This window comes from Cellulomonas sp. JZ18 (genome assembly GCF_009720485.1).
Lineage (GTDB): Bacteria > Actinomycetota > Actinomycetes > Actinomycetales > Cellulomonadaceae > Cellulomonas.
This window is the reverse complement of the sequence record NZ_CP045245.1, coordinates 1,277,379-1,301,849: the sequence shown is the minus strand read 5'-3', so window position 1 is coordinate 1,301,849 and position 24,471 is coordinate 1,277,379. Positions and strand designations below refer to the sequence as shown.

Annotated in this window: 18 protein-coding genes; 9 read left to right on the top strand and 9 right to left on the bottom strand. The window is 77.0% G+C overall.

Translation table 11 applies throughout. The features are described 5' to 3' along the window. Positions 1-67 precede the first annotated feature (67 nt). Both GC089_RS05985 and GC089_RS05980 read right to left on the bottom strand, forming a co-directional pair. Positions 68-1,627 (bottom strand): glycosyltransferase, encoded by a 1,560-nt coding sequence (locus tag GC089_RS05985; RefSeq protein WP_155376863.1) that lies wholly within the window; start codon positions 1,625-1,627, stop codon positions 68-70. Continuing rightward, the gene (locus GC089_RS05980; RefSeq protein ID WP_196250839.1) at positions 1,624-2,643 is read right to left on the bottom strand and encodes a class I SAM-dependent methyltransferase; all 1,020 of its coding nucleotides are present in this window, start codon (positions 2,641-2,643) and stop codon (positions 1,624-1,626) included. Before GC089_RS05980 ends, GC089_RS05985 begins: the two co-directional genes overlap by 4 nt. 200 nt (positions 2,644-2,843) lie before the next feature. On the opposite strand from GC089_RS05980, the gene rfbB reads away from it, so the two are divergent. The 3 genes from rfbB to GC089_RS05965 all read left to right on the top strand — a co-directional run bounded on the left by rfbB (position 2,844) and on the right by GC089_RS05965 (position 6,737). Continuing rightward, positions 2,844-3,839: a dTDP-glucose 4,6-dehydratase gene (gene rfbB, locus GC089_RS05975; protein WP_155376861.1), complete on the top strand. Its 996-nt coding sequence runs from the start codon at positions 2,844-2,846 to the stop codon at positions 3,837-3,839. 97 nt (positions 3,840-3,936) lie between these two features. Next, positions 3,937-5,193, top strand: a complete 1,257-nt coding sequence (locus GC089_RS05970; RefSeq protein ID WP_230685100.1) for an LCP family protein — start codon at positions 3,937-3,939, stop codon at positions 5,191-5,193. A 635-nt stretch (positions 5,194-5,828) separates the two neighbouring features. Continuing rightward, on the top strand, positions 5,829-6,737 hold the full coding sequence (locus GC089_RS05965; protein ID WP_230685099.1) for an LCP family protein: 909 nt from the start codon (positions 5,829-5,831) through the stop codon (positions 6,735-6,737). Here the strand turns inward: GC089_RS05965 and GC089_RS05960 are convergent. The 6 genes from GC089_RS05960 to GC089_RS05935 form a co-directional block, all read right to left on the bottom strand. Continuing rightward, positions 6,710-7,972, bottom strand: coding sequence for an acyltransferase (locus tag GC089_RS05960; protein ID WP_196250838.1), 1,263 nt, complete (start codon positions 7,970-7,972; stop codon positions 6,710-6,712). The two genes, GC089_RS05965 and GC089_RS05960, sit on opposite strands and share 28 nt — an antisense overlap. A gap of 112 nt (positions 7,973-8,084) precedes the next feature. After that, entirely contained in the window at positions 8,085-8,621 is a 537-nt protein-coding gene (purE, locus tag GC089_RS05955) for a 5-(carboxyamino)imidazole ribonucleotide mutase (RefSeq protein WP_155376858.1), read from the bottom strand. Beyond that, positions 8,618-9,805, bottom strand: a complete 1,188-nt coding sequence (locus GC089_RS05950) for a 5-(carboxyamino)imidazole ribonucleotide synthase (protein ID WP_155376857.1) — start codon at positions 9,803-9,805, stop codon at positions 8,618-8,620. Before GC089_RS05950 ends, purE begins: the two co-directional genes overlap by 4 nt. Before the next feature lie 18 nt (positions 9,806-9,823). Then, on the bottom strand, positions 9,824-11,020 hold the full coding sequence (gene manA / locus GC089_RS05945) for a mannose-6-phosphate isomerase, class I (RefSeq protein WP_155376856.1): 1,197 nt from the start codon (positions 11,018-11,020) through the stop codon (positions 9,824-9,826). A gap of 60 nt (positions 11,021-11,080) precedes the next feature. After that, a complete protein-coding gene (locus GC089_RS05940; RefSeq protein WP_155376855.1) occupies positions 11,081-12,400 on the bottom strand; it encodes an ATP-binding protein in 1,320 nt (439 codons plus the stop codon). A gap of 2 nt (positions 12,401-12,402) precedes the next feature. Next, positions 12,403-13,131 (bottom strand): response regulator transcription factor, encoded by a 729-nt coding sequence (locus GC089_RS05935; RefSeq protein ID WP_155376854.1) that lies wholly within the window; start codon positions 13,129-13,131, stop codon positions 12,403-12,405. Positions 13,132-13,313: 182 nt separating this feature from the next. Here GC089_RS05935 and GC089_RS05930 point away from each other — a divergent pair, with 182 nt between their 5' ends. From GC089_RS05930 to GC089_RS05910, 5 genes are all read left to right on the top strand, one after another. Then, a complete protein-coding gene (locus tag GC089_RS05930; protein WP_155376853.1) occupies positions 13,314-14,687 on the top strand; it encodes a sensor histidine kinase in 1,374 nt (457 codons plus the stop codon). Beyond that, on the top strand, positions 14,684-15,427 hold the full coding sequence (locus GC089_RS05925) for a response regulator transcription factor (RefSeq protein WP_230685098.1): 744 nt from the start codon (positions 14,684-14,686) through the stop codon (positions 15,425-15,427). The genes GC089_RS05930 and GC089_RS05925 overlap by 4 nt, the downstream gene beginning before the upstream one ends. A gap of 178 nt (positions 15,428-15,605) precedes the next feature. Next, a complete protein-coding gene (locus tag GC089_RS05920) occupies positions 15,606-16,415 on the top strand; it encodes an ABC transporter ATP-binding protein (RefSeq protein WP_155376852.1) in 810 nt (269 codons plus the stop codon). Then, positions 16,415-18,946 carry an ABC transporter permease gene (locus tag GC089_RS05915; protein WP_155376851.1) on the top strand — a complete coding sequence of 844 codons (2,532 nt, stop codon included), beginning with the start codon at positions 16,415-16,417 and terminating at the stop codon, positions 18,944-18,946. The genes GC089_RS05920 and GC089_RS05915 overlap by 1 nt, the downstream gene beginning before the upstream one ends. A 253-nt stretch (positions 18,947-19,199) precedes the next feature. Next, on the top strand, positions 19,200-23,144 hold the full coding sequence (locus GC089_RS05910; RefSeq protein ID WP_155376850.1) for an FtsK/SpoIIIE domain-containing protein: 3,945 nt from the start codon (positions 19,200-19,202) through the stop codon (positions 23,142-23,144). Positions 23,145-23,243: 99 nt separating this feature from the next. Here GC089_RS05910 and GC089_RS05905 read toward each other — a convergent pair whose 3' ends face one another. Beyond that, entirely contained in the window at positions 23,244-23,651 is a 408-nt protein-coding gene (locus GC089_RS05905; RefSeq protein ID WP_155376849.1) for a hypothetical protein, read from the bottom strand. Between the two features lie 528 nt (positions 23,652-24,179). Between GC089_RS05905 and GC089_RS05900 the strand changes: the two genes are divergently transcribed. Further along, positions 24,180-24,428 carry a WhiB family transcriptional regulator gene (locus tag GC089_RS05900; protein WP_013117620.1) on the top strand — a complete coding sequence of 83 codons (249 nt, stop codon included), beginning with the start codon at positions 24,180-24,182 and terminating at the stop codon, positions 24,426-24,428. Positions 24,429-24,471: the final 43 nt, after the last annotated feature.

Genomic DNA, 24,471 nt, shown 5'->3' with positions numbered 1-24,471 from the left:
GACGGGCCGCGGCCTCCCCGGGGGCCGCGGCCCGTGCCGCTCACGACGCGCGCCGTCGCGGGACGGCTCAGAAGTGGCTGCCCTCCGGGAAGTACACGTCCTCGACCGGGACGCCCCAGCGGTGCCGCACGAACGACACCTCCCACGCGTGCACGGACGGCGTCCGCGTCTGCGACTCGAAGTGATAGGCCGTGACCTCGGGCAGCCAGAGGATCCGGTAGCCGAGGTGACGCACCTTGTAGCAGAAGTCGACGTCGTTGAAGTTGACCGGCAGCTGCTCGGCCATCCCCCCGGCCTCGACGTAGACGTCGCGTCGGACCGCGACGAGCGCCGCCGTCACCCCTGACGCCTCCCGGCCGACGTGCAGCCCCGCGAAGGGGCCGTGCTCCTGGGGTCCCGCGCCGAGCAGCACGTGGTGCCAGTCGCCGTGCTCGTACACGTGCCCGCCGTGCTGCAGGCGGCCGTCCTCGAACAGCAGGCGGCAGCTCACGGCCCCCACACCGTCCTCCAGCGCGGCCGCGGCCAGCTGGTCCAGCGACCCCGGCTCCGTGAGCCGTACGTCGTCGTTCATCAGCACGATGACGTCCCCCTGGGCCGCGGCGACCCCGACGTTGCACTTGCGGCTGAAGTTGAACGGCTCGTCGTAGGGCACGAGGACGAGCGCGTCGCCGCAGCGGTCGCGCAGGGCGTCGAGCACGGACGGCTCGGTCACCGTGTCGTAGACCACGACGACCTCCACGGGCACCGTCGTCGTCGCCATGACCGACGCGACCGCCTCGACCACGTGCACGGCCCGCTCGCCCCAGATCATGCCGGCGCCGCCGCGGGTGGGGATCACGACGCTCACGCGGACGTCCGGGGTGGCCCGGCGCACCCAGTAGGTGCCGGGCACCGGCCCGAGCTCGGCCGTCCCCGCGATGCCCACGCGCTCGAGGTGCTCCGCGACGGCGCGCCGCCCGGCCTCCCACGCGTACGGCTTGGCCCCCGGGTCGGCGGCGGTCGAGCCCTGCACGGTCATCCAGTGGTAGAGCACCTGCGGCACGTGCACCACGGCGCGTGCCCGTTCGGTCACGCGCAGCGCGAGGTCGTGGTCCTGCGAGCCGTCGAACCCCGTGCGGATCCCGCCGACCTCGCGCACGAGCGACGCGCGCATGACGGACAGGTGCCCGGTGTACATCTGGTGCCGCAGGCGCTCGGGCGACCACGTCGGCTTGCGGAACGCGTCGAACCGCCGGCCCGTCTCGTCGACCTTGTCCTCGTCCGTGTAGATGTAGTCGACCTCGGGGTCGGCCATGGGCGCCGCGAGGACGCGCAGCGCCTCCGGCGCGAGCCGGTCGTCGTGGTCGAGGAAGGCGACGAACTCGCCGGTCGCCGCCTCGAGCGCGTCCTGCGAGGCCGCGACGATGCCGCCGTTCGTGGCGCGCTCGACGACTTTGACCCGCGGGTCCTGCGCGCTGCGGCGACGCAGCAGCTCCCGCACACGGGGGTCCGTGGAGCAGTCGTCCACCAGCACGTGCTCCCAGTCCGCGATCCCCTGCGCACCGACCGAGTCGAGGCACGCGGTGAGCGCCTCGAGCGGGGGGTCGTAGACGGGTGTGACGAACGAGATCCGGGGCGCCGCACTCACTGCCCGCCACCCCGCACGACGCGGGCGACGGGGCGCATCACGAGCTGGCCGAGGCGGTACGACCGCGACGCCAGCAGCGCCTCGGCGTGCTCGAGCGCCTCACGCCCGCGCACCTCCGCGCGGTGCGCCCTCGCCTCCGCCGTGCCGGCCTGCGCCTGCGCGCCGACCACCTGGTCGCGCAGCGTCATCACGGTGTGCCGCAGCTCGCGCACCTCGGCGACGAGGGCCGCCCGCTCGGCGTCCCACGCCGCCTGGCGCTGTGCCGCGAGCGACCGCTCGGGGTCCTCGGCAGGAGGCACGACCGGTGGCGCGACCGCGAGCTGCAGCGGCGGCACGACGTCGCCGCTGCCCCGGCGGGCGCGCACGACGTACTGGTACACCGCGGTGTCCTCCTGGCGGCGTACCCAGTCGACCACCCCGTCCGGCAGCACGCCCTCGTCGACCTCGACCTCCGACCCGAGGGGGTCCATGACCGTCCCCCAGAGCTCCACGACCTCCAGCCCGGCCTCGGACACCAGGCGCAGCAGCGACTCGCGCGTGAAGAAGCGCAGGTGGGTGCCGTCGAGCAGACCGGTCTCGGTGTAGCGCCACCGGCCCTGCAGGAGCGCCAGACGCAGCGCCCCGTGGGCGACGTTCGGGACGGAGATCACGACGTCGCCGTCCTGACGCAGCAGAGGCAGGCACCGGCGCAGCACGGCGGCCGGGTCCGCGAGGTGCTCGAGGACGTCCCCGAGCACGAGGACGTCGAAGGTGGCACCGTCGAGCTCGGCGGCGAGGTCCAGCGTCGCCACGTCGCCGACGACGAGACGCTCGAGGTGCGGGCGGGCCTCCTCGGCCGCCGCCGCGTCGAGCTCGACGCCGCTCACCCGGCAGCCGCGCTCGCGCAGCGCACGCGCGAGGTCGCCGCTCGCGCAGCCGACGTCCAGCACGTCCTTGTCCGCGCCGGTGAGCTCCAGGGCGAGGACCTGGCTGGAGTTGCGGGCGGCGGGGTCGACGGTCGTGCTGTAACGAGACACGGGGAACCTTCTCCTCGGCTGATCGGTCGGCGCGGGCGTGGGCACGGCACGTGGACCACGACGTCCGCAGCAGCGCAGGCCGCGGACGCGACCGATCTCGGAGGCTACCCGACCACCGTCCGGTACCGGCGTCACGTGCACCCCTGCCCGTCGGTCCCGGCGCTAGGCTACTGGGACACCACCGCCAGGGAGAGGCCCGCATGCGCTTGCTCGTCACCGGCGGAGCCGGCTTCATCGGCTCCAACTTCGTCCACCAGACCGTCCGCGAGCGCCCGGACGTCCACGTCACCGTGCTCGACGCGCTGACCTACGCGGGCGACGAGCGCAGCCTCGACCCGGTCGACGGCAAGGTGGTCTTCGCCAAGGGCGACATCGCCGACCCGGACGTGGTGGACAGCCTGGTGAAGGACGTCGACCTCGTCGTGCACTTCGCGGCGGAGTCGCACAACGACAACTCCCTGCACGACCCGTGGCCGTTCGTGCGCACGAACGTCATCGGGACGTACCAGCTGCTCGAGGCCGTGCGCCGGCACGACGTGCGGTTCCACCACATCTCGACGGACGAGGTCTACGGCGACCTCGAGCTCGACGACCCGGCCAAGTTCACGCCGGACACGCCGTACAACCCGTCGAGCCCGTACTCCTCGACGAAGGCCTCGTCCGACCTGCTCGTGCGGGCGTGGGCGCGCAGCTTCGGCGTGCGCGCCACGATCTCCAACTGCTCGAACAACTACGGGCCGTACCAGCACGTCGAGAAGTTCATCCCGCGCCAGATCACGAACGTCATCGACGGCGTGCGCCCCAAGCTGTACGGCACGGGCGAGAACGTCCGCGACTGGATCCACGTCGAGGACCACAACTCCGCGGTGTGGTCGATCATCGAGAAGGGCCGCCTCGGCGAGACCTACCTCATCGGTGCCGACGGCGAGAAGGACAACAAGAGCGTCATCGAGCTGATCCTCGAGCTCATGGGCCAGCCCGCGGACGCGTACGACCACGTCAACGACCGCCCGGGCCACGACCTGCGCTACGCGATCGACGCGACGAAGCTGCGCACCGAGCTCGGCTGGGAGCCGCGCTACACCACGTTCCGCGACGGCCTCGAGGCGACCATCGAGTGGTACCGCGGGCACGAGGCGTGGTGGCGCCCCCAGAAGGACGCCACCGAGGCGAGGTACGCCGTCCTCGGCCGCTGACGCGCCGAGCTGCCGTCCGGGCATCTGCACAGATCATTCACGGTGCTCCTGCGGGGGCTGCCCCGCTGCACGCCGACGCGCTCCTACCATCTGACACGTGACATCCCGCCACGCCGCCCCTCGACGCCGTCGTGCGCCCCGGCACGCCCGCAACCTCCGCGCGCACGGCGTGCTGCGCGGCGTCGCGCTCGTGGCGACGAGCGTGCTCGTGTTCGGGGCGGCGGGCGGCGTGGCCGTGGCGGCGCGCCTGAACGGCAACGTCGACCGGGTCGACCTGTCGGACCTCGTCGCCGCGGCCCCGACGCCGACCGACGCGCCCGACCCGACGGACGCCCGCGCCGGGCAGCCGGTCAACATCCTCGTCCTGGGGTCGGACCAGCGGGACGGCGAGAACGGCGCCATCGGCGGCGACGAGGAGGGCATGCGCTCCGACACGACGATCCTCGTGCACATCTCGGCCGACCGTACGCGCGTGGAGCTGGTGTCGATCCCCCGGGACTCGCTCGTCGACATCCCGTCCTGCACCATGACGGACGGCACGACGACCAAGCCCCGGCACGGCCAGTTCAACGCGGCCTTCGCGCTCGGGTGGGACACCGGGAAGAACATCGAGTCCGCGATGGCGTGCACGTGGAGCACGGTGGTCGAGAACACGGGCGTCCCGCTCACGAACATCGTCGTGGTCGACTTCGCGGGCTTCCAGAACATGATCAACGCGGTCGGCGGCGTCGAGATGTGCATCGAGAACGACATCAAGGACCGCTACACGGGCCTGGACATCACCGCCGGCCTGCACCGGCTCGACGGCACCACGGCCCTGCAGTACGCCCGCGCGCGGCACGGCACGGGACTCGACGGGTCCGACATCATGCGTGCCGGTCGCCAGCAGCAGCTGATCGCCAACCTCGCCAACGAGGTGCTCTCGAAGAACCTGCTCACGGACGCGGGGCAGCTCCTGCAGTTCCTCAGCGCGGCCACGCAGTCGGTGACCACCGACATCGCCGTCACGGACCTCACGGGTCTCGCGTTCAGCCTGCGCGGCATCACCCGCGAGAACATCACGTTCACGACGGTGCCGTGGGCGCCCGCACGCAGCGACAAGAACCGCGTCGAGTGGACGTCGGCGGCCGACGAGCTCTGGGCGAACATCGCCGCGGACCGCCCCATGCTGGGCACCCCCGAGCCGGTCGCCACCACCCCGCCGCAGGCCGCCGGTGACCCCGCCGCACCCGCCGCGCCCGACGCCGGTGCGCCCCCGGCGGGCGAGGCACCCGTCGCCGAGCCCACGCCGACGCCGACCAAGACCCCCGGTCGCGAGGCGTTCACCGCCGCCGACGTGACCGCGACCTGCTGAGGTCCCGTGGCACCGCGCACCCCCTCCGACGGGACCCCGCCGCCGAGCTTCCGCCCGGCCGGGGGCCGTGCCCGGCCGGACGCCGACGACGCCCGCGTCGTGGGTGCACCCGGTGCGCCGTCCCGGCCGGTCCCGCCCGCGCGCCGCGCCCCGGCCACCCCTCCCGCGGGGGCGGCCGGCGCCCGCGAGCCGCGCCCGGCGGCGCCGCCCGTGCGCGACGGCGGCACCGCGGGCGCTCCCCCGCGCCGGCCGGCGACGAGCGGCACCGGGCCGGCGTCGTTCGCCCCCGCCGCACGCCCGCGCCCCGCGGCAGCCGACGCGATCCCGGTCGGCGGACGCACCGGCGGGCCGCGCGCCGACGACCCCGCGGCAGCGGGCCGCGGCACGCCCGGCGCCGCCGCTGCACCCGCCGTCCCCCGGCGCACCGAGGGCGCCCCCGCACGCGGGACCGCCGGGCGGCCGGCGCCGGTCCGCCCCGCTCCCGCGCGTCCCGCCGCCGCCCCGCGCGCCCGGCCGCCCGTCCCGCCGCCGCTTCCGCGCGGCCCGGCACCCCGCCCGCGGGCACCGGCCCGGGCACAGCGCCGACGCGACGGCCGCGCCGGGGCCGCCGTGCCGCCGCGCTCGTCCTGGCGCTCGTGCTGGTGGCGCTCGTCGTGTGGCCCGTCGGTCTCCTCGTCTGGGCGAACGGCAAGCTGCGCCACACGCCGGCGCTCTCGGGCGCGCCCGACACGCCCGGCACGACCTACCTCCTCGCCGGCAGCGACGCGCGCGGCGACGAGGGCGGGATCGCGCAGGACGGCACCGAGGGGCAGCGCACGGACACGATCCTGCTGCTGCACGTCCCGGCGGACGGGCCGACCGCGCTGATCTCGCTCCCCCGCGACACCTACGTCGAGGTGCCGGGGCACGGCGGCGCGAAGCTCAACTCCGCCTTCGCCTGGGGCGGTCCTCCCCTGCTCGTGCAGACGGTCGAGGGCCTCACCGGCATGACGGTCGACCACTACGCCGAGATCGGCATGGGCGGCGTCGCGAACGTCGTCGACGCGGTCGGCGGGGTCAACCTCTGCTACGACCACGCGGTGGACGACAAGGACTCCGGGATGGTCTGGCAGCCGGGCTGCCACGACGTCGACGGCACGCAGGCGCTCGCGTTCGCGCGCATGCGCAAGGCCGACCCGATGGGTGACGTCGGGCGGGCGCTGCGTCAGCGGCAGCTCATCGGCGCCGTCGTCGGCAAGGTCGACCCGAAGGCGCTCGCGCTGCGGCCCGGTGCGCAGGTCGCGCTCGTCGACGCCGGCACGGGTGCGCTGACGTTCGACGAGAGCACGGGCGTGGTGGACGTCGCCCGGCTCGCCCTCGCGTTCCGCGCCGCGAACGGTCCGGGCGGCGTGACCGGCACGCCGCCGATCGCGACCATCGACTACCGGCCGGGCGGCATCGGGTCCGCGGTCCTGCTCGACGAGGCCGCCGCTCCCGACTTCTTCACGGCCGTGCGCGACGGGACGCTGCCTCCCGGTCAGGTGGGCGGCGTCCCCGGCAGCTGACCCGGGGCGATCCCCAGGCGGCGCGCCTCGTGCAGGGCGCGCGGGCCGTGGTTCACGCGGCCGAGCAGCCGGTCCCGCAGGTCGGTGAGCGTGCGCTCGGCGCGGCGGCGCAGGGCCGGGGCGTACGGCGCCTCGACGAGGCGGTGGACCGCCCACGCGAGCGCGACCGAGACCGCGACGGCGGCCGCGACCGCCACCCACGCCGGCACGTGGTCGGCCACGAGACCGATGGTCCACAGGCCCCAGTACTGGTGCACGAGGTACAGCGGGTAGGTCAGCGCGGCGGCGGCGACCACCGCCGGCCGGTCCAGGCGCGCCAGCGGCGTCAGCGCCACGGCCGCCACGAGGACGACGCACAGGACGACCCCGGCCGCCAGACCCGCCGTGGACGGCACGATCCCCGTGACGCGCTCCAGGACGGCCGCGCGCGACGGCGTCACGAGGACGACCGCCAGCGCGGTGTTCGCGGCCACCGCCGCCCACGGCAGCGGCGCGTGACCCTCGCGGTGCACGACGAACAGCGCCATGCCTGCGGCGAACAGGGGCGCGTAGTCCGCGACGAGCAGGGACGCCAGGTCGTCGAGGCCGAGGTGCGCCACGCCGAGCGCGACCGGCGGCCACAGGAAGGCCACGGCGAGCACGCGCCGCCGGGTGACGCCGACGAGGACGAGGACCCCGACCAGGACGTAGAACCGCAGCTCGGTCCAGAGCGTCCAGTACACGCCGTCGACGTGCGGCACGCCGAGCGCGGACTGCAGCATCGTCAGGTTCACGGCGACCTGGCCGGGTGTGACGTGCTTGCCCTCGGGCCACACGACGAGCAGCAGCAGCCCCGTGAGCAGGACCGCGACCCAGTACGACGGGTACAGCCGCCCGATGCGCGAGGCGACGACCGCCACCGTGGTGCGTCCCCAGGCCGACATGAGGATGACGAAGCCGGAGATCACGAAGAAGAGCTCGGGCCCGAGGGACCCGTACGAGGTCCAGGGTGCCACCGCACCGAGCACCCGGTCCTGGTCCGGTCCCCACACCGAGGACTCGCGCGCGGTGAAGTGGTAGACCACGACCGCCAGCGCGGCGACCAGGCGCAGCGCGTCGAGGGCGACGAGGCGGGAGGCGGCCCGCCCCGCGGGGCGCGGATCGGCGGGGCGCGTGTCGGCGGCGCGCGGGTCGGCGGGGCGTGCGTCGACGGGGCGCGGGGTCGGCGCGCCGGACGCGGGGGGCGCGGACGTCACCGCACGACCGTAGGCACGGCGCGGCGCGTCCGCAGCGCCAGCGCCGCGCCCGGACGCCAGCCCGCCGGGTGCGCGGTGCCGACGGCCCGCGGCCCCCCGGCGGGCGCGTCCGTCAGGCGGTGAAGCCGGTGGGCGGGCGGTGCGCGAGGGCGCGCAGTCGCTCCCCCTTCGCGTCGGCCTGCGCGCGCAGACCCTCCTGGAAGTCCACCATCGCGGCACGCAGGCGCACGGCCTCCTCGTCGACGCCCGACGCCAGGACGCGCACCGCGAGCAGCCCCGCGTTGCGCGCGCCGCCCACGGAGACCGTGGCCACGGGCACGCCGGCGGGCATCTGGACGATGGACAGCAGCGAGTCCATGCCGTCCAGGTGCGCCAGCGGGACGGGCACCCCCACCACCGGCAGGGGCGTGACGGCCGCGAGCATGCCCGGCAGGTGCGCGGCGCCGCCCGCACCCGCGACGAGCACGCGCAGGCCGCGCTCGGCGGCCTGGCGACCGTAGGCCACCATCTTGTCGGGCTGGCGGTGGGCCGAGACGACGTCCACCTCGACGGGGACGCCGAACTCCGCGAGGGCGTCCGCGGCCCCCTGCATCACGGGCCAGTCCGAGTCCGAGCCCATGACGATGCCGACCAGGGGTGCGCCGCTCATGCCGTTCCTCCGTCGCCGGGTGCGGACGCCTCGCCGCGCAGGAGCGCGACGGCGGCCCGCGCACGTGCGCGGACGTCCTCGAGGTCGTGGCCGCTGACGTTCACGTGGCCGAGCTTGCGCCCCGGCCGCACCTCCTTGCCGTAGAGGTGCACCTTCGCGGCCGGGTCGGCGGCCAGCACCGCCGCGAGCGCGTCCGTGGGGTCGTCGAGGGCGCTGCCGAGCAGGTTCACCATGACCGTCCAGGGGGCGCGCGCGTCGGTGGCGCCCAGCGGCAGGTCCAGCACGGCCCGCAGGTGCTGCTCGAACTGGCTGGTCACCGCACCGTCGATCGTCCAGTGGCCCGAGTTGTGGGGCCGCATCGCGAGCTCGTTCACGAGGACCCGCGGGGCACCGCCGTCCGGGTCGTCGACCTCGAACATCTCGACCGCGAGGACGCCCGTGACGTCCAGCCCCTCCGCCACGCGGCGCGCGACGTCGGCGGCCGCGGCGGCGGTCGCCGGGTGCAGGTCCGGCGCCGGCGCGACGACCTCCGCGCACACGCCGTCGCGCTGCACGGACTCCACCACGGGCCACGTCGCCACCGCGCCGGAGGGCGTGCGCGCGACGAGCGCGGCGAGCTCCCGGCGGAAGGGCACCAGCTCCTCGGCCAGCAGGCGGGGACCGGTCCCGTCGGCGGCCGCGGCCAGCCAGTCGGCCACCTCGGCGGGGTCGTGCACCACGCGCACCCCCTTGCCGTCGTAGCCGCCGCGCGCCGTCTTGACGACGGCACGGCCACCACCGGCGGCCAGGAACGCGGCGAGCTCGTCGGCCGTGGCCACGGGGGCCCACCGGGGGCACGCCACGCCGAGCGCGGTGAGCCGCTCCCGCATGACCACCTTGTCCTGCGCGTGCAGCAGCGCGTGCGGTCCGGGCCGGACCGGCACGCCGCGCGCGGCGACGGCGTCCAGGACGGCGCCGGGCACGTGCTCGTGCTCGAACGTGAGCACCTGGGCTCCCGCGACGAGCGCGGTCACGGCGTCGACGTCGCCGGCGGCCCCGACGGGCGCGTCGGCCACGGCCTGGGCCGCGGACGACCCGGGAGCCTCGACGAGGACGCGCAGGCGCAGCCCCAGGGCGGTCGCGGGTCCGGCCATCATGCGGGCGAGCTGTCCGCCGCCCACGACGGCCACGGTGGGAGGGGTCACGGGCGACGAGCCTAGCCGTCAGGGGACGGAGGCCTGGACCAGCTGGCCGAACCCCTGGACGACGAGCGGCCCGTCGGCCGCCTCGACGAAGACGGCCTGGCCGCTGCGGACCTCCAGGTGCTCGCCGCCGTCCGCGCTGAGCGAGCAGGTGCCCTCGAGGCACAGCACGATGCGCGGGCCGACGCCGGGCAGGCGCGCGGGGCGGCCGTCGGTGAGCCGCGTGACGGACAGCTCGAAGTCGTCGACGGGCGCGTAGAAGACCTCGGTCGCGTCGAACGAGCGCTCCGCGGCGATGCGGATGGGGGGCGCGGCGACGCAGTCGACCGTGCGCAGGAGCTCCGGGATGTCGACGTGCTTGGAGGTCAGACCGGCGCGCAGCACGTTGTCCGAGTTCGCCATCACCTCGATCGCCGACCCCTGCAGGTACGCGTGCACGGCGCCGGCGGGGACGAAGCACGCCTCGCCGGGGCGCAGCGTGACGGGGTTGAGGAGGACGGCGGTCACGGCGCCGGGGTCCCCCGGGTACGCCGCAGCCAGCGTCGCGACCGCCCGGTCCGTGCGCGGCGAGGGCGACCCGTCCCGCAGCCGGCGGGCGAACACCTGGGCGAGGGCGTCCACCTCCTCCGGCGCGGGGCGAGTCTCGGGGCCGACCAGCTCGGTGAACGCGGCACGCACGCCCTCGGACGTGGCGTCGGCGGTGACGAGCTCCAGCAGCCGCTCCGCGACGGGGTGGTCGACGCCGGCGAGGATCTCCGCGGTCCGTCGCGGCGCACGGAACCCGACGAGCGCCTCGAAGTGGCTCAGCGCGTACACGAGCTCGGGCTTGTGGTTGCGGTCCTTGTAGCTGCGCCGCGGGTCGTCGACGGCCAGGCCGCGCGCCTCCTCGGCGTCGAAGCCCGCGGAGGCCTGCTCGCGCGTCGGGTGCACCTGCAGCGACAGCGGCGCCGCCGCGGCGACGAGCTTGAGCAGGTACGGCAGCCGACCGCCGAACCGGGCGACCACGTCGTCGCCGAGGGTGCGACGGGGGTCGCGAACGAGGAACCGGTCGAGGGTCGTCGGGCCGCCGTCGACGTGCACCGGCGACGGGGCGGACGAGTGCGCCCCGAACCACGCCTCCGCGACCGGTGTGCCGTCGGGGACGGACCCGAGCGCCTCCGGGATCGCCGTGGTCGAGCCCCAGGCGTAGTGCTGCAGCACCGGGTCGATCGCCCGCACGCCACCCTCCTGCCGTCGTCGTGGAAGCCCCCACCCTAGGGGGCCCGGCGGTCCGCGCGGTCAGCGCCGCCGGTCGCGGCGCACCGACACCATGGCGCCGCGCGGGAGCACCACCTCGGGCCGCAACGACGCCGGCACGCCGGACAGGAACACCGCGAACACCGCCGGGCGGCGCTGCGCGAGCTCGAGCCGGCCCCCGTCCGCGCTCGCGAGGTCCCGTGCCAGGGCCAGCCCGAGGCCTGTGCCGGCGCCCGAGGTCACCTCACGCTCGAAGATCCGCGGCGCGAGGTCGTCGGGCACGCCCGCGCCCTCGTCGCCCACCTCGACGACGACGCTGCGCGCGGCCCCCCCGGAGCGCGAGCGGACGGTCGTGGTGCCCGCGCCGTGCTTGAGGGAGTTCTCGATGAGGGTCGCCAGGACCTGCGCGAGCGCGCCCGGGGTCGCGAGCACCTGCGTCGCCGGGTCGACCTCCACGACGAGCCGGCGGCCGGCCGCCGCGAACGTCGGCGCCCACTCCTCCTCCTGCTGGCGGACGACCTCGACGAGGCGGACCGCCTCGGTCGTGCCGCCCTGCGTGCGTCGCGACCGCGTGAGCAGGTCGTCGACGACGCGCACGAGCCGCTCGACCTGCTCGAGCGAGATCCGGGCCTCCTCGCGGACCTCCGGCTCGCCCGCGGTGAGCATGATCTCCTCGAGCCGCATGGACAGCGCGGTCAGCGGTGTGCGCAGCTGGTGCGAGGCGTCCGCGGCGAACTGCCGCTCGGCCGCGAGCCGCCCCGCCATGCGGTCCGCGCTGCGCGCGAGCTCCGCGGCGACGAGGTCGATCTCCTCCACGCCGGACGGCTCGAGCTGCGGGCGCACCTGGCCCGAGCCGAGCTGCTCCGCCGACGCCGCGAGGTACACCAGCGGCGCCGCGAGGCGGTTGGCCTGCCAGATGGCCATCGCGATCCCGGCGCCGAAGGCCACGACCGCGGCGACGACGACGAGCCCGATGACCCGTGCGGACAACCAGAAGACGTCCCACCAGGACACCTGGAGCACCACCGTGGCCAGGGTGTCCGAGGTGAGGCGCACGGCGATCGTGCGGTCCTCGACCGCGGGGCCCGCCCGGTACGTCTCGCCGTCGGCCGTCCGGACCTCCACGGACGCGGCGATCTCCCCGTCACCGCCCGTGTAGGGCTCGAGCATGCGGTCGCTCAGCCCGATCTCCTGCTCGAGGCGGAAGTCGACCGTGCGGGCCACGGACTCCGCACGCACCTCGAGCCCGCGCACCTCGTTCTCGCGCACGAGCTGGGCCCCGAGGAACGCCAGCGGGAAGCCGAGCAGGACGACGGCCACCGTGACGGCGGCGATCGTCGCCTGCAGGACGCGACGGCGCACGGTCAGACCTGGTCGACGCGCTCCGCGGCCGGCACGCCCGCGGCCGCCGTCGCGGCACCCGCCTCGAACCGGAAGCCCATGCCCCGGACGGTGGTGACGTAGCGCGGCGCGTTCGCGTCGTCGCCGAGCTTGCGGCGCAGCCAGGAGACGTGCATGTCGAGCGTCTTGGTCGAGCCCGTGGGGTCCGAGCCCCAGACCTCGCGCATGAGGGCGTCGCGGGACACGACGGTGCCCGCGGCACCGACGAGCACGCGCAGCAGGTCGAACTCCTTGGCCGTCAGGTGCAGCTCGCGCTCGCCCTGGAAGGCGCGGTGCGCGGCGACGTCCACGCGCACGTCCTGCGCGTGCAGCTCGTCCTCGTCCTGCGGGTCCCCGACCGTGCGGCGCAGCAGCGCCCGGACACGCGCGAGCAGCTCGGCGAGGCGGAACGGCTTGGTCACGTAGTCGTCGGCACCGGCGTCGAGGCCGACGACGAGGTCGACCTCGTCGGCGCGGGCCGTGAGCACGAGCACCGGCGTCGTGAGGCCCTGGCTGCGGATCGCGCGCGCCACGTCGAGGCCGTCCATGTCGGGCAGGCCGAGGTCGAGGACGACGAGGTCGGCGGTCGCGGCGCCGTCGATCGCCCCTTGACCAGTGCCTTGCACGCGCACGTCGTACCCTTCACGACCCAAAGCCCGCGCCAAAGGCTCGGCAATCGCGGGGTCGTCCTCCGCCAGCAGCACCTGGGTCATCCGGCCATGTTAGGTCACGGACTCCCCACGTCCGCCAGACCCAGGTCCCACCTGTCCCCGGACGTGTCGGCGTGTCCGGGACACGCCGGGCGCCCGCGTGCGTCCGCGGGGGGAGGCCCCGCACGCTCCGGTCCGTCCGCGGGTGCACGCGTGCGCCGCCGGTCCCCGCCTACGCTCACCACGTGACGTGGTGGGACCGCCTGCTGCGGTGGGAGGACTCCCACCGCTTCGCCGTCGACGCCGGCGGGGCCGCGCTGCTGTGGCTCGTCCTCGGCACGGTCGCGACCGACCTGTCCGCCGCCGGTCCCGTGACGGACCCCGGCACCCGCCTGGCTGCCTTCGCGACGATCGCCCCGCTGGCGTGGCGGCGCGTGCGTCCCGTGGCCAGCGTCGCGGCGGTCTACACGGCCACCCTCGGGCACATGGTGCTCGGGATGCCGATGCTCTTCCCGGCCGACCTCGTCGTGCTGCTCGCGCTGTACTCCGTCACCGTGCACGGGCCGCGCTGGGCCTACCGCGTCGCCTTCGCCGGTGCCGCGGCCGGCACGATGCTGCTCAGCGTCCTGCTCAGCGTGCAGGGCGCGTTCTACTGGCCCGCGACGATCATCCTGTCGCTGTTCGTCGGCTCGATGTTCGCCGCCACGTTCGCGTTCGGCCTCGTGCGGCGCAGCCGGCGCGAGCACCTCGAGGCGCTCGTCGACCGCGCCCGGCGGCTCGAGGTCGAGCGCGACCAGCAGGCGGTCATCGCCGCCGCGGCCGAGCGCGCGCGCATCGCGCGCGAGATGCACGACATCGTGGCGCACAGCCTCACCGTCATGATCGCCCAGGCCGACGGCGGCCGGTACGCCGCCGTCGCCGACCCCGACGCCGCCACACGCGCCCTGGGCACCATCGCCGAGACGGGCCGCGCGGCCCTCACCGACATGCGGCGGCTGCTCGGCGTGCTGCGCACGGACGCCAGCCGACCGCTCGGCGGCGCCCCCGCACCCGACGGTGCCCCGGCCGGTGCCGCCCTCGCGCCCACGGGGACGGCCGGCGCGGCGGGCGGTCCCGCGACGACCCCGCAGCCGGCGGTCGACGACCTGGAGACGCTCGTCGCGCACATGCGCACGAGCGGGATGAGGGTCTCGCTCGTGCGCCTGGGCACGCCCCGGCACCTGCCGCCCGGCGCCGGGCTCACGGTGTACCGGATCGCCCAGGAGTCCCTCACCAACGTGCTCAAGCACGCGGGCCCCGACCCGTCCGTCACCGTCATGCTGCAGTGGCTGCCCGCCGCGGTCCGGCTCGAGGTCAGCGACGACGGACGGGGCGCCGCCGCCGACAGCGACGGGCTCGGCCAGGGCCTGGTCGGCATGCGCGAGCGGGCCGCCATGTTCGGCGGGACGGTGACGGTCGGCCCACGACCGGGCGGTGGGTACCGTGTGCGCGCGGAGCTCCCCACGCCGTCGTCGGCCCGGCCCGGCGCCGCGGCCGGGTCCGCGCCGCCGGCCCCGGCCCCCGCGGCACCGACGTCCCCCACCGCCTCCCCCAGCTCCTCGGAAGGAACCCGCGCGTGACGCTCCCGGACCCCGCCCCCGGCCTCCCCGACGGCCGCGTGCGCGTCGCCCTCGTCGACGACCAGCAGCTGGTCCGCGCCGGGTTCCGGATGGTCATCGACTCCCAGCCGGACCTCGAGGTCGTCCTCGAGGCGGGCGACGGGGCGCAGGCGGTGCGTGCGCTCGACCCGGCCGCGCGCACGGCGACCGGCCCGGTCGACGTCGTGCTCATGGACGTGCGCATGCCGACGATGGACGGCCTGGAGGCGACCGAGGCGATCGTCGCGCGGGGCACGCCCGAGCACCCCGCGCCGCGCGTCATCGTCCTGACCACGTTCGACCTGGACGAGTACGTCCTCAGCGCGATCCGGGCCGGTGCGAGCGGGTTCCTGCTCAAGGACGCGCCGCCGGAGGAGATGCTCGCGGCCATCCGCACGGTGCACCGCGGGGACGCCGTGATCGCCCCCTCGAGCACGCGCCGCCTGCTCGAGCACCTCGTCACGGCCCTGCCCACCGACGAGCCGGCGGCCGCGGACGACCCGGCGCACCGGGCGGTCGCCCAGCTCACCGACCGCGAGCGCGAGGTCCTCGTGCTCATGGCCCGCGGGCGGTCCAACACCGAGATCGGGCAGGACCTGTTCGTCGCCGAGGCGACCGTCAAGACCCACGTCGGCCGCATCCTCGCCAAGCTCGGCGCACGCGACCGCGTGCAGGCGGTCGTGGTGGCCTACGAGACCGGTCTGGTCCGGCCCGGCGCCTGACCGCGGGCGGGACGCCCCGGGGAGCACGGCTCCTCGCCGCCGTCCGCCCGCCGACGGGCCGGCGCGTGCGGCCTGGGTATGACGTACCGCCGGGGGCGACCCACCGCCGGCCGGACGCGGGGCACGCCCCCGGCCGAGCAGGCTGGTGCCGTCCCCAGCAGAACAGGAGCACCACCCCGTGGGAACCACCGTGCACCGTCCCGCCGACCAGCCGCCCGCGGCCGCGTCGCCGCACCGCCCCGCCGCGTCCTGCGCCCGTGACCTGACCAAGGTCTACGGGTCAGGGGCGGCGGCCGTCCGCGCGCTGGACGGCGTCGACGTCGACTTCGCCGCCGGCGCGTTCACCGCGATCATGGGTCCGTCCGGGTCGGGCAAGTCCACGCTCATGCACCTGCTCGCCGGTCTCGACCAGGCGACGTCGGGCAGCGTGCACCTCGGCGCGACCGACATCACGCGGCTCGGCGACGACGAGCTGACGCGCCTGCGCCGCGACCGCGTCGGCTTCGTCTTCCAGTCCTTCAACCTGCTGCCGATGCTCACGGCGGAGCAGAACATCGTCCTGCCGCTCGACCTGGCGGGCGCGTCCGTGGACCGCGGCTGGTTCGACACGCTCGTCGAGACGCTGGGCCTGCGCTCGCGCCTGTCGCACCGGCCCAGCGAGATGTCCGGCGGCCAGCAGCAGCGCGTCGCGATCGCGCGCGCCCTCATCGCCCAGCCGGAGGTCGTCTTCGCCGACGAGCCCACCGGCAACCTCGACTCGCGCGCCGGCGCCGAGGTGCTCAGCTTCCTGCGCCGCTCGGTGCGCGAGCTCGGGCGGACCGTCGTCATGGTGACGCACGACCCGACGGCCGCCGCGTACGCGGACCGCGTCGTGCTGCTCGCCGACGGACGCATCGCCGGCGACGTCGGCGACCCGTCGCCCGAGTCGGTGCTCGCCGCGCTCGACGGTCTGCGCAGCCTCGAGGCGCCGGTCGGGAGGGACGCCTGATGCTGCGGCTCACCCTGGCCCAGATGCGCCGCAGCCTGGGCCGCCTCGTCGCGGCGGGCGTCGCGATCGCGCTCGGCGCGGCGTTCGTCGCCGCGACGCTCGTCGCCGGCGACGTCATCACGCGCACCGGCTACGACGCCGTGACGGCCTCGTACGGCGACGCGGACCTCGTCGTCGCGGGGGACGACGGGTTCTCCGACGAGGACCTCGCGCAGGTGCGCGGCACCGCCGGCGTCCGCGGTGCGGACCCGGTCCTCATCGGCTTCACGCGCCTCTCCCACGGGGCGCGCGAGACGAGCGAGCGCCTCGTCGCCACCCCCTCCGACCCCCGTCTCGGCACCCTCGAGGTGGTCGAGGGGGCGTCGCCCGCCGGTGACGACGAGATCGCCCTGAGCGCGGCGACCGCCGAGCGGCTGGGCGCGGGGATCGGTGACGAGCTGCGGGTCACGTGGTGGCCCGTCCCCGACGACGCGAGCGAGGACGAGCCCGCGGAGCAGTCGTCCGACGTGCGGCTCGTCGGCCTCGTCGAGGACCCCGCGGGCGCGTGGAGCCAGTACGGCGGCGCCGCGCTGGTGAGCCCGGGCTCGGCGCTGCGCTGGAGCGGGTACCGCTCCGTCGAGGACGCGGGCCCGCTGCGCCTGCTCGTGGCGACCGACCCGGACCGTGCCGACGCCGTGCGCGCGGCCCTGCAGGCGCAGCTCCCGAGCGCCTCGGTGCTCACCCGCGACGAGGCCGCCGCGGAGTCGGTCGAGGAGATCGGCAACGGCGGCAACGTGCTCGTCATGGTGGCGCTGGGCTTCGCCGCGGTCGCCCTGCTCGTCGCGGCCCTCGTCATCGCGAACACGTTCCAGGTCATCGTCGCCCAGCGCACCCGCACGCTCGCGCTGCTGCGCTGCGTCGGCGCCCGTCGCGGCCAGCTGCGCGCGTCGGTCCTGCTCGAGGCCGCCGTCCTCGGCGTCGGCGCCTCCCTGGCGGGGCTGCTGCTCGGGGTGGGGCTGGCGCAGGCCGCGCTGTCGGTGCTGTCCCGCATCGACCTGGGCGTGCCCCTGCCGACCACGGTCACGCTGACGCCCGCGGTCGTGCTGCTGCCGCTGCTGCTCGGCACCGCCGTGACGGTGCTGGCCGCGCTCGTCCCGGCGCGCATCGCCACGCGTGTCCCGCCGATCGCCGCGCTGCGGCCGGTGGACGCGCCGACGCTGCGGGCGGGCGCCGGGCGCGTGCGGCTCGTGCTCTCGCTGCTGCTCACGGTCGGCGGGGTGGCGCTGCTGCTCGGCGCGGTGGCGATGGCCGCCGCGGGCGTGGGCGTGGGCCAGATGCTGCCCCTGCTCGTCGGCGTGCTGGGCGGGGCGGCGTCGTTCGTCGGCATCCTGCTCGGCGCCGTGCTCTGGCTCCCCCGCGTCGTCTCCGGCGTGGGCGCCGTCCTGCGCCGCGGCGGCCCCAGCACGCGGCTCGCCGCGGCCAACACGATCCGCAACCCGCGGCGCACCGCGGCGACGAGCACGGCCCTGCTGATCGGGGTGACGCTGGTCGCGATGATGAGCACGGGGGCCGCGTCCGCGCGGGTCTCCCTCGCCCAGGAGCTCGACGAGCGCTACCCGGTGGACGTGCTGCTCGCCCCGACGGACGACGAGGGCTCGGTGCCGGCGGAGGTCGAGCGACGGGTCGCGGACACGCCCGGCATCGACGCCGTGGTCCGCGTCCCGACGGCGTACGTCTCCGCCGACGACTCGCTCCTGGCGGCGTTCGTCGTGGACGACGACGCCGCACGGACCGTGCTCGCGGAGGAGGGGGTCGCCGCGGCCCTGCTCGACGGGGTGTCCGTCGTCCCCGACTGGGTCGAGGCCGACGGGAGGGCGTCGATGACCCTCACCGACGCGTCCGGCGAGTCCGAGCTGGGGCCGCCGGTCGACCTCGAGGTGCGTGCAGGCCGCAACGGCGAGGTGTACCTCACGTCGGAGGCGGCGCGGGCGCTCGGCGTGCAGGCCGACCGGACCGTCCTGCTCGCCTCGATGGCGCCCGGGGCGGGCGCGGGGGACGTCCTCGCCGGCGTGCAGGAGGCCGTGGGTGACGCCGACGTGTACGTCGTCAGCGGCGGGACCGAGCGCGAGGGGTACGAGAGGGCCATCGACACGCTGCTGGCCGTCGTGGTCGGGCTGCTGGCGGTCGCCGTCGTGATCGCGCTGGTCGGCGTGGCCAACACGCTGTCGCTGTCGGTGATCGAGCGCCGGCGCGAGTCGGCCACGCTCCGGGCGATCGGGCTGTCCCGACGCGGCCTGCGGTGGATGCTCGCGGTCGAGGGCATGCTCATCGCCGGCGTCGGTGCGGCGCTCGGCGTCGGGCTCGGGCTCTTCTACGGCTGGGCGGGCGCGGCGACGGTGTTCGGCACGACCGGTGACCTGCACCTGGCGGTGCCGTGGTCGGACCTGGGCATCGTCCTCGCGGTCGCGCTGCTGGCGGGTCTGGTCGCGTCCGTGCTGCCCGGCCGGTCCGCGGCCCGGACGCCCGCGGTCGCCGCGCTCGCCGTCGACTGACGGCAGCGCCGGCCGCGCCGGCGGTCCCGCGCCCCGGGGGCGCCCTCGTCGAGGACGAGGGCGCCCCCGGGGCGTCCCGGCCGGCACTCCTCGGCGGTGGGCGTCCGGTCGTCTCCACCCGACCCCAGCCCCGCACCTCCTCCCCGTCGTCCCCAGGACGCGGCACGGACGGTCCCGGGCCCGGTCCGCACGGGCGACCGTGGCGCGTGCGCATCCTCGCCCAGGCGCCCCCCGCCCCGCCGCCGACGTCCACGTGGAGCCCGGCACGTCCGCGGGCGCCGTCCGCCGGCACCTGGCCCTGCTCACCGGCGACCCGCGCTGGGCCGCGAGCGCGGTGCGGCTGGCGGTCGACGGCACTGTGCTCGACGACACCCACCCCGCCGGGGTGCCCCCGCTCCTGGTCGGCGCGTGCGCCTCGCTCGCCCCGACGCGCGACGACCCGGTGGCGGCCGCGGCGCGGGCCGACCGGCACGTCGCGGTCGTGGCCGGCCCCGACGCCGGCCACGTGCACGCCCTGCCCCCGGGCAGCCGCGTCGTGCTGACCGCCGCCACGGCCCCGCCGCAGGGCACGTGGTGCCTGGCGGACGACGCGCTCGCCGGTGTCCGGCTCGAGGTGCGACGCTCCCGGCGCACCACGCGCGTACGCGTGCGCGTGCACGGCGGCGGCGCGCTGCTCGTCCGTGCGCCCGGCGCGGCCACGGCGCTCGGGCGCGGGCTGCCCGGCCGTGCTCGCGGGACGCAGGTGGGCCCGGCGGACGGGCGGGGCGCCGTCGGACGGGCGGGGTGCACGCACGTCGGGCGCCTGTGGCGGACGTGGCGGCCGCGACGCGCGCTGCGCGTCGGGGGGACCGTGCTCGCGCTGCGGGACCCCGAGGGGGCGCTCGTCCACGGCCGGCACCACCGCCCGCGCCGGCGCCTGGCGCCCTGGGCCTGGTCGGCACTCGCCTCCGGCCTCACCGGTGCCGTCCTCGCGGTCGCGCTGCGCCAGCCGCTGCTGCTCGTCGGCGCCGCGGTCGCCGCGGTGACCCTGCTGGCGTCGCGGGGCTCCGCGGACCCGGAGCCCGCCGGACCCGCACCCGCGCCCCGCCCGGCGCTGCCCGACGTCGCGGCCGTCCGCGTCGCCTGCGTGCTCCGCTGCTGGGGGCGGGGCCCCACGGGACCGGACGCGAGCGCACCGCCGTGGCCGGCGGACGGCACCCTCGCCCTCGTCGGCGACCGCAGCGTGACGCTGGCCGCCGCCCGCGCACTCGTGCTGCGCACGCTCGCCGCCGCACCCGCAGCCGGGCTGCACGTACGGACGGACCACCCCCGGGACTGGTCCTGGGCCCGCTGGCTCGACCCGCGCCGCGACCTCCCGCAGCCCGCCGCGGTCACGGACGCACCCGCCCGCAGCGGGACCGACGCGCCCGACGCGGAGCCGCCGACCGTCCTCGTGGTCGCCGACGGCCCCGACGACGCGTGCACGGGCTGGCGCGCGAGCGCCGCACCCCACCACCGCCTCCTGCTCCTGGTGCCACCGGGCGCGCCGGTGCCCGCGTGGGCCACCACCGTCGTGCGGGTCGCCGCACACGACGCGGTCCGGGAGGAGCCCGACGGGCGACGGCGGCGCGAGCCCGCGGAGCTGGCCGGTGCGGCGGTCGCGGAGGACGCGGCCCGGCGCCTCGCGGCCCTGCGGCACCGACCGTCCACGGGGCCGGACGCAGGGCCGGATGCAGGGCCGGTCGCGGGGCCGGTGGCAGGCGCGCCTCCCGCCCCGGGCGCACCTGCGTCCCCGCCGTCCTCCGCCGGGCGGCGGCTGCCCACCTCGGTGCCGCTCGGCACGCTGCCGGGCGTGCCCGCCCCGGACCCCGCCGCGGTGGCCGCGCGCTGGGCCCGGTCGAGCGCCGACGCCAGGCTGCACGTCCCGCTCGGGCGCGGCGCGCACGGTGCGGTGGTCGGGCTCGACCTCGACGCCGACGGGCCGCACGTGCTCGTCGCCGGCACCACGGGCGCGGGGAAGTCTGAGCTGCTCACCACGCTCGTCCTCGCACTCGCGCTGCAGCACCCGCCGCACCGGCTCGCCGTGCTGCTCGCCGACTTCAAGGGTGGCACCGGGCTCGGGCCGCTGGCCCGGCTGCCGCACGTCGTGGACCACGTCGACGACCTGGACGCCGACGCGGCCCACCGGACCCTCGTCGGGCTGCGCGCGGAGCTGCGCCGCCGCGAGCGGGTCCTCGCCGCGGCGGGCGTCGCGGACCTGCGCGTGCTCGACCCCGACGACCCCGCCGTGCCGCCGCGCCTCCTGGTCGTGGTGGACGAGCTGCGTGCGCTCGCGGAGGACGTGCCGGACGCGGTCGACGTGCTGACCCGGCTCGCCGCTCAGGGACGGGCGCTCGGGATGCACCTCGTCCTCGCCACCCAGCGTCCGGCGGGCGTCGTGACCGCCGACCTGCGGGCGAACGTCACGCAGCGGGTCGCGCTGCGGGTCGCGGACGAGGCCGACGCCCGCGACGTGGTCGACGCGGTCGACCCCGCCCACCTCGACCCCGGCGTGCCCGGCCGGGCGGTCGTGCGGGTGGGGGCCCGGCCGGCCCAGTGCCTGCAGGTCGCACGGGCGCGCCGGGCCCGCGACGTCGCACCCGTGCGCCTGCTGCCACCGGTGCCCGGCGACGCCCCACGGTGGCGCCCGTCGGGACCGGGCGAGGTCGAGGACGACGTGCGTGCGTGGGTCGAGGCCGCGCGCGCGGCCGCGGCGGGTCGCCGTGGCCCCGACGTCCCGTGGTGCGCCGCGCTGCCGGACCGTGTGGCGGTGCGCGACGTGCCGGCCGGACCGGGCCTCGCGCTGGCGCTCGCGGACGTGCCCGAGGAGCAGCGCCGGGCGGCCGTGCGGTGGGACCCGGGCACCGGTCCGCTGCTCGTCCTCGGCGGCCCGCGCTCGGGCAGGACCACGACCCTGCTCACCGTCGCGGCGGAGGCCGGGCACGCCGGCAGGGACGTGCACGCGCTCGGCGTCCCGACGGCCGACCTGCGGGCCGTCGTGGCCGCCGGGCGGCTCGGGACCGTCGTGCCCGCGCCGGACGCGCACCGCACCGGGCTGCTGCTGCGTCGCCTGCTCACGCCCGCCGACCCGCCGCGGCCGGCCCTGCTCGTGGTGGACCGGCTCGACGTCGTGCTCGAGCAGCTGGCACACCACGCCCGCGGTGCGGTCGTCGACCTGCTCACGGCAGCCTGGCGCGAGCCCGTGCCCGGTCTCGCCGTCGCCGTCTCCGCCGCGGTGGTCCCGCAGGTGACCCGCCTGCTCGGTGCCTTCCCGACACGCCTCGTCCTGCCGTCGGCCGACCCGTCCGCCGACGCGTCCGCGGGCGTCCCTGCCGGCCTCGGCGCCGACCGGCGCCTGCCCGGCCGGGCCGTGGTGTGCGACGTCGCGGGGGCGCGCGTGTGCCAGGTGGCGCTGCCGCCGCGCCCGACCGACGAGACCGGCCCGACCGACGAGGCCGGGTGCGGTCCGGCCGTCGGCGCCGGGCGCGCCGTCGCGGGCGGCCCCGTCCGCGTCGTGACGCTGCCCGCCTCGGTGGCGCCCCCGGAGGACCCCGCACCCGCGGGTCCGCTCGCGCTCGGCGTCGGCGGCGACGCGGGGGACGTCGTGCACGTGGACGAGCGGCGCACGCTCGTCGTGGCGGGACCGCCCGGCAGCGGTCGCACGCAGGCGCTGCGCACCGTCGCCCGCGGCTGGGCCGGCCGCGGCCACCGCGTCCTGCGCGTCGCCGGCGACGCACCCGCCCCCGGTCCCGAGGCGGACGGCGTGTGGACGACCGTCGACGCCGCCGGGCTCGCGGACAGCGGCGCGACCGGCCCCGCCGACGGGCGGCCCCGTGCCGTCGTCGTGGTGGACGACGTCGACGAGCTCGAGCGGACGCGCCCGGCCGTCGCGGACGCGCTCGAGGCACTCCTGTCCGACGACGCCGTCCACGTCGCGGCCCTCGCGACGACGACCGCGCACGCCGCCGGCGCGTTCCGAGGGCCCGTGGCGCGGGCGCTGCGGGGGCGGCAGGTGCTCGTGCTCGACCCGCACGACGTCGACGCGGCCGCCCTGCTCGGACCGTCGGGCCTGCTGCACGCCGACCCCGCCCGGCGCGTACCGGGGCGCGGCGTCCTGCGACGTGGGCGCGAGCTGACGCGGGTGCAGGTGCACGCGCACCCGGCGGACGGAGGGGCGTGACGCGGGGTCGGTACCTCGGGGCGCCGGTGCCCGTGGGCCGCGTCGCGCACGGCCCGCCCACGACGGGCTCCCGTGCGGCGCGTCCCGAAGGGCCGGCCCTCAGCGCCGGGTGTCGGTCCCCTCGTCGCCCCCGGTGCGCCCGGTCACGGCCACCACGGCGGGCGCGAGGACCGCGACCGCGACGAGGAGCCCGAGCGCGACACCCGCCCCGGCCGCCGCACGCGCACCCGCGCCCCAGAGCGTGGTCGAGACCACGACGAGGAGCACCTGTGCCGTGAGGACCGGCCCCCGACCCCACCGCCGCCCGCCCCAGAGGGCACGGGCGGCCGCACCGAGGAGCAGCGCCGCGCCGAGCGCGAGCGCGACGAGGAACGCCGCCACGGCCGGCGCGTCCGCACCGCGCACGAGGACGACGACACCGGCGACGGCCGCGGCGACGAGCGCCAGCGCCTCGAGCAGGACGAGCCCGCACGCGACCACGAGCAGGGCGGGACGGGGGGTCGACATGCACACGACCCTAGGGCGACCCCGGCGGGCCCGCGGACCCCGGCGCGGCGGGGCGACACGCCGAGCCGCGTGGTGCATACCAGATCGCAGGGGCGCTTCTTACCATGCGGCCGCCCCGCGCGATCGCGAGGCGGGGAGCCCGGCCCTCGTGACGGTCGTCACGCGCGCCGACCGCACAGGTCGCCTGCTGCCCGGTCGTGTGCGGCGTGCGCCACGTCACTCCCCCGCGCGGGGGACGACGTTGCAGGTCATCGGCCCGCAGCGGCCCTCGCCGCCGTGACCTGGACGTTCGCCCGACGGGCGGGGCGAACCGGACCGCGGGGCCACCCGCGCGGACGCAGGACCGTTGCACAGATGTGACCAAGACCTCACCGGCCACCGTGAGGAAACCTCCTCGTAACCCTTGTCTCGGGTGGGGACGGGTGTGACGCTGGATGTCAGCACGTCCCCCCACCACTGACTCCACGTCGTCCGCCGCGCCCTCGACACCGAGAGGCGCCGTGTTGACGCGTGCCAAGGAGAGATCCCATGGACTGGCGCCACCGCGCAGCCTGCCTCGACGAGGACCCCGAGCTGTTCTTCCCGATCGGCAACACGGGGCCGGCGCTCCAGCAGATCGAGGAGGCGAAGGCCGTCTGCCGTCGCTGCGACGTCGTCGACACGTGCCTGAAGTGGGCGATCGAGACCGGTCAGGACGCCGGCGTCTGGGGCGGCCTGTCCGAGGACGAGCGCCGCGCGCTCAAGCGCCGCACCGCCCGGCAGCGCCGCGCCGGCTGACACCGCACCCGTCCCCGCCCACCCGGCGGGGCACCACGCGGCC

Coding starts and splice junctions, on each gene's coding strand:
- rfbB (WP_155376861.1), top strand. CDS start 2,844: ATGCGCTTGCTCGTCACCGGCGGAGCCGGCTTCATCGGCTCCAACTTC.
- purE (WP_155376858.1), bottom strand. CDS start 8,621: ATGAGCGGCGCACCCCTGGTCGGCATCGTCATGGGCTCGGACTCGGAC.
- GC089_RS05935 (WP_155376854.1), bottom strand. CDS start 13,131: ATGACCCAGGTGCTGCTGGCGGAGGACGACCCCGCGATTGCCGAGCCT.
- GC089_RS05915 (WP_155376851.1), top strand. CDS start 16,415: ATGCTGCGGCTCACCCTGGCCCAGATGCGCCGCAGCCTGGGCCGCCTC.
- GC089_RS05905 (WP_155376849.1), bottom strand. CDS start 23,651: ATGTCGACCCCCCGTCCCGCCCTGCTCGTGGTCGCGTGCGGGCTCGTC.
- GC089_RS05900 (WP_013117620.1), top strand. CDS start 24,180: ATGGACTGGCGCCACCGCGCAGCCTGCCTCGACGAGGACCCCGAGCTG.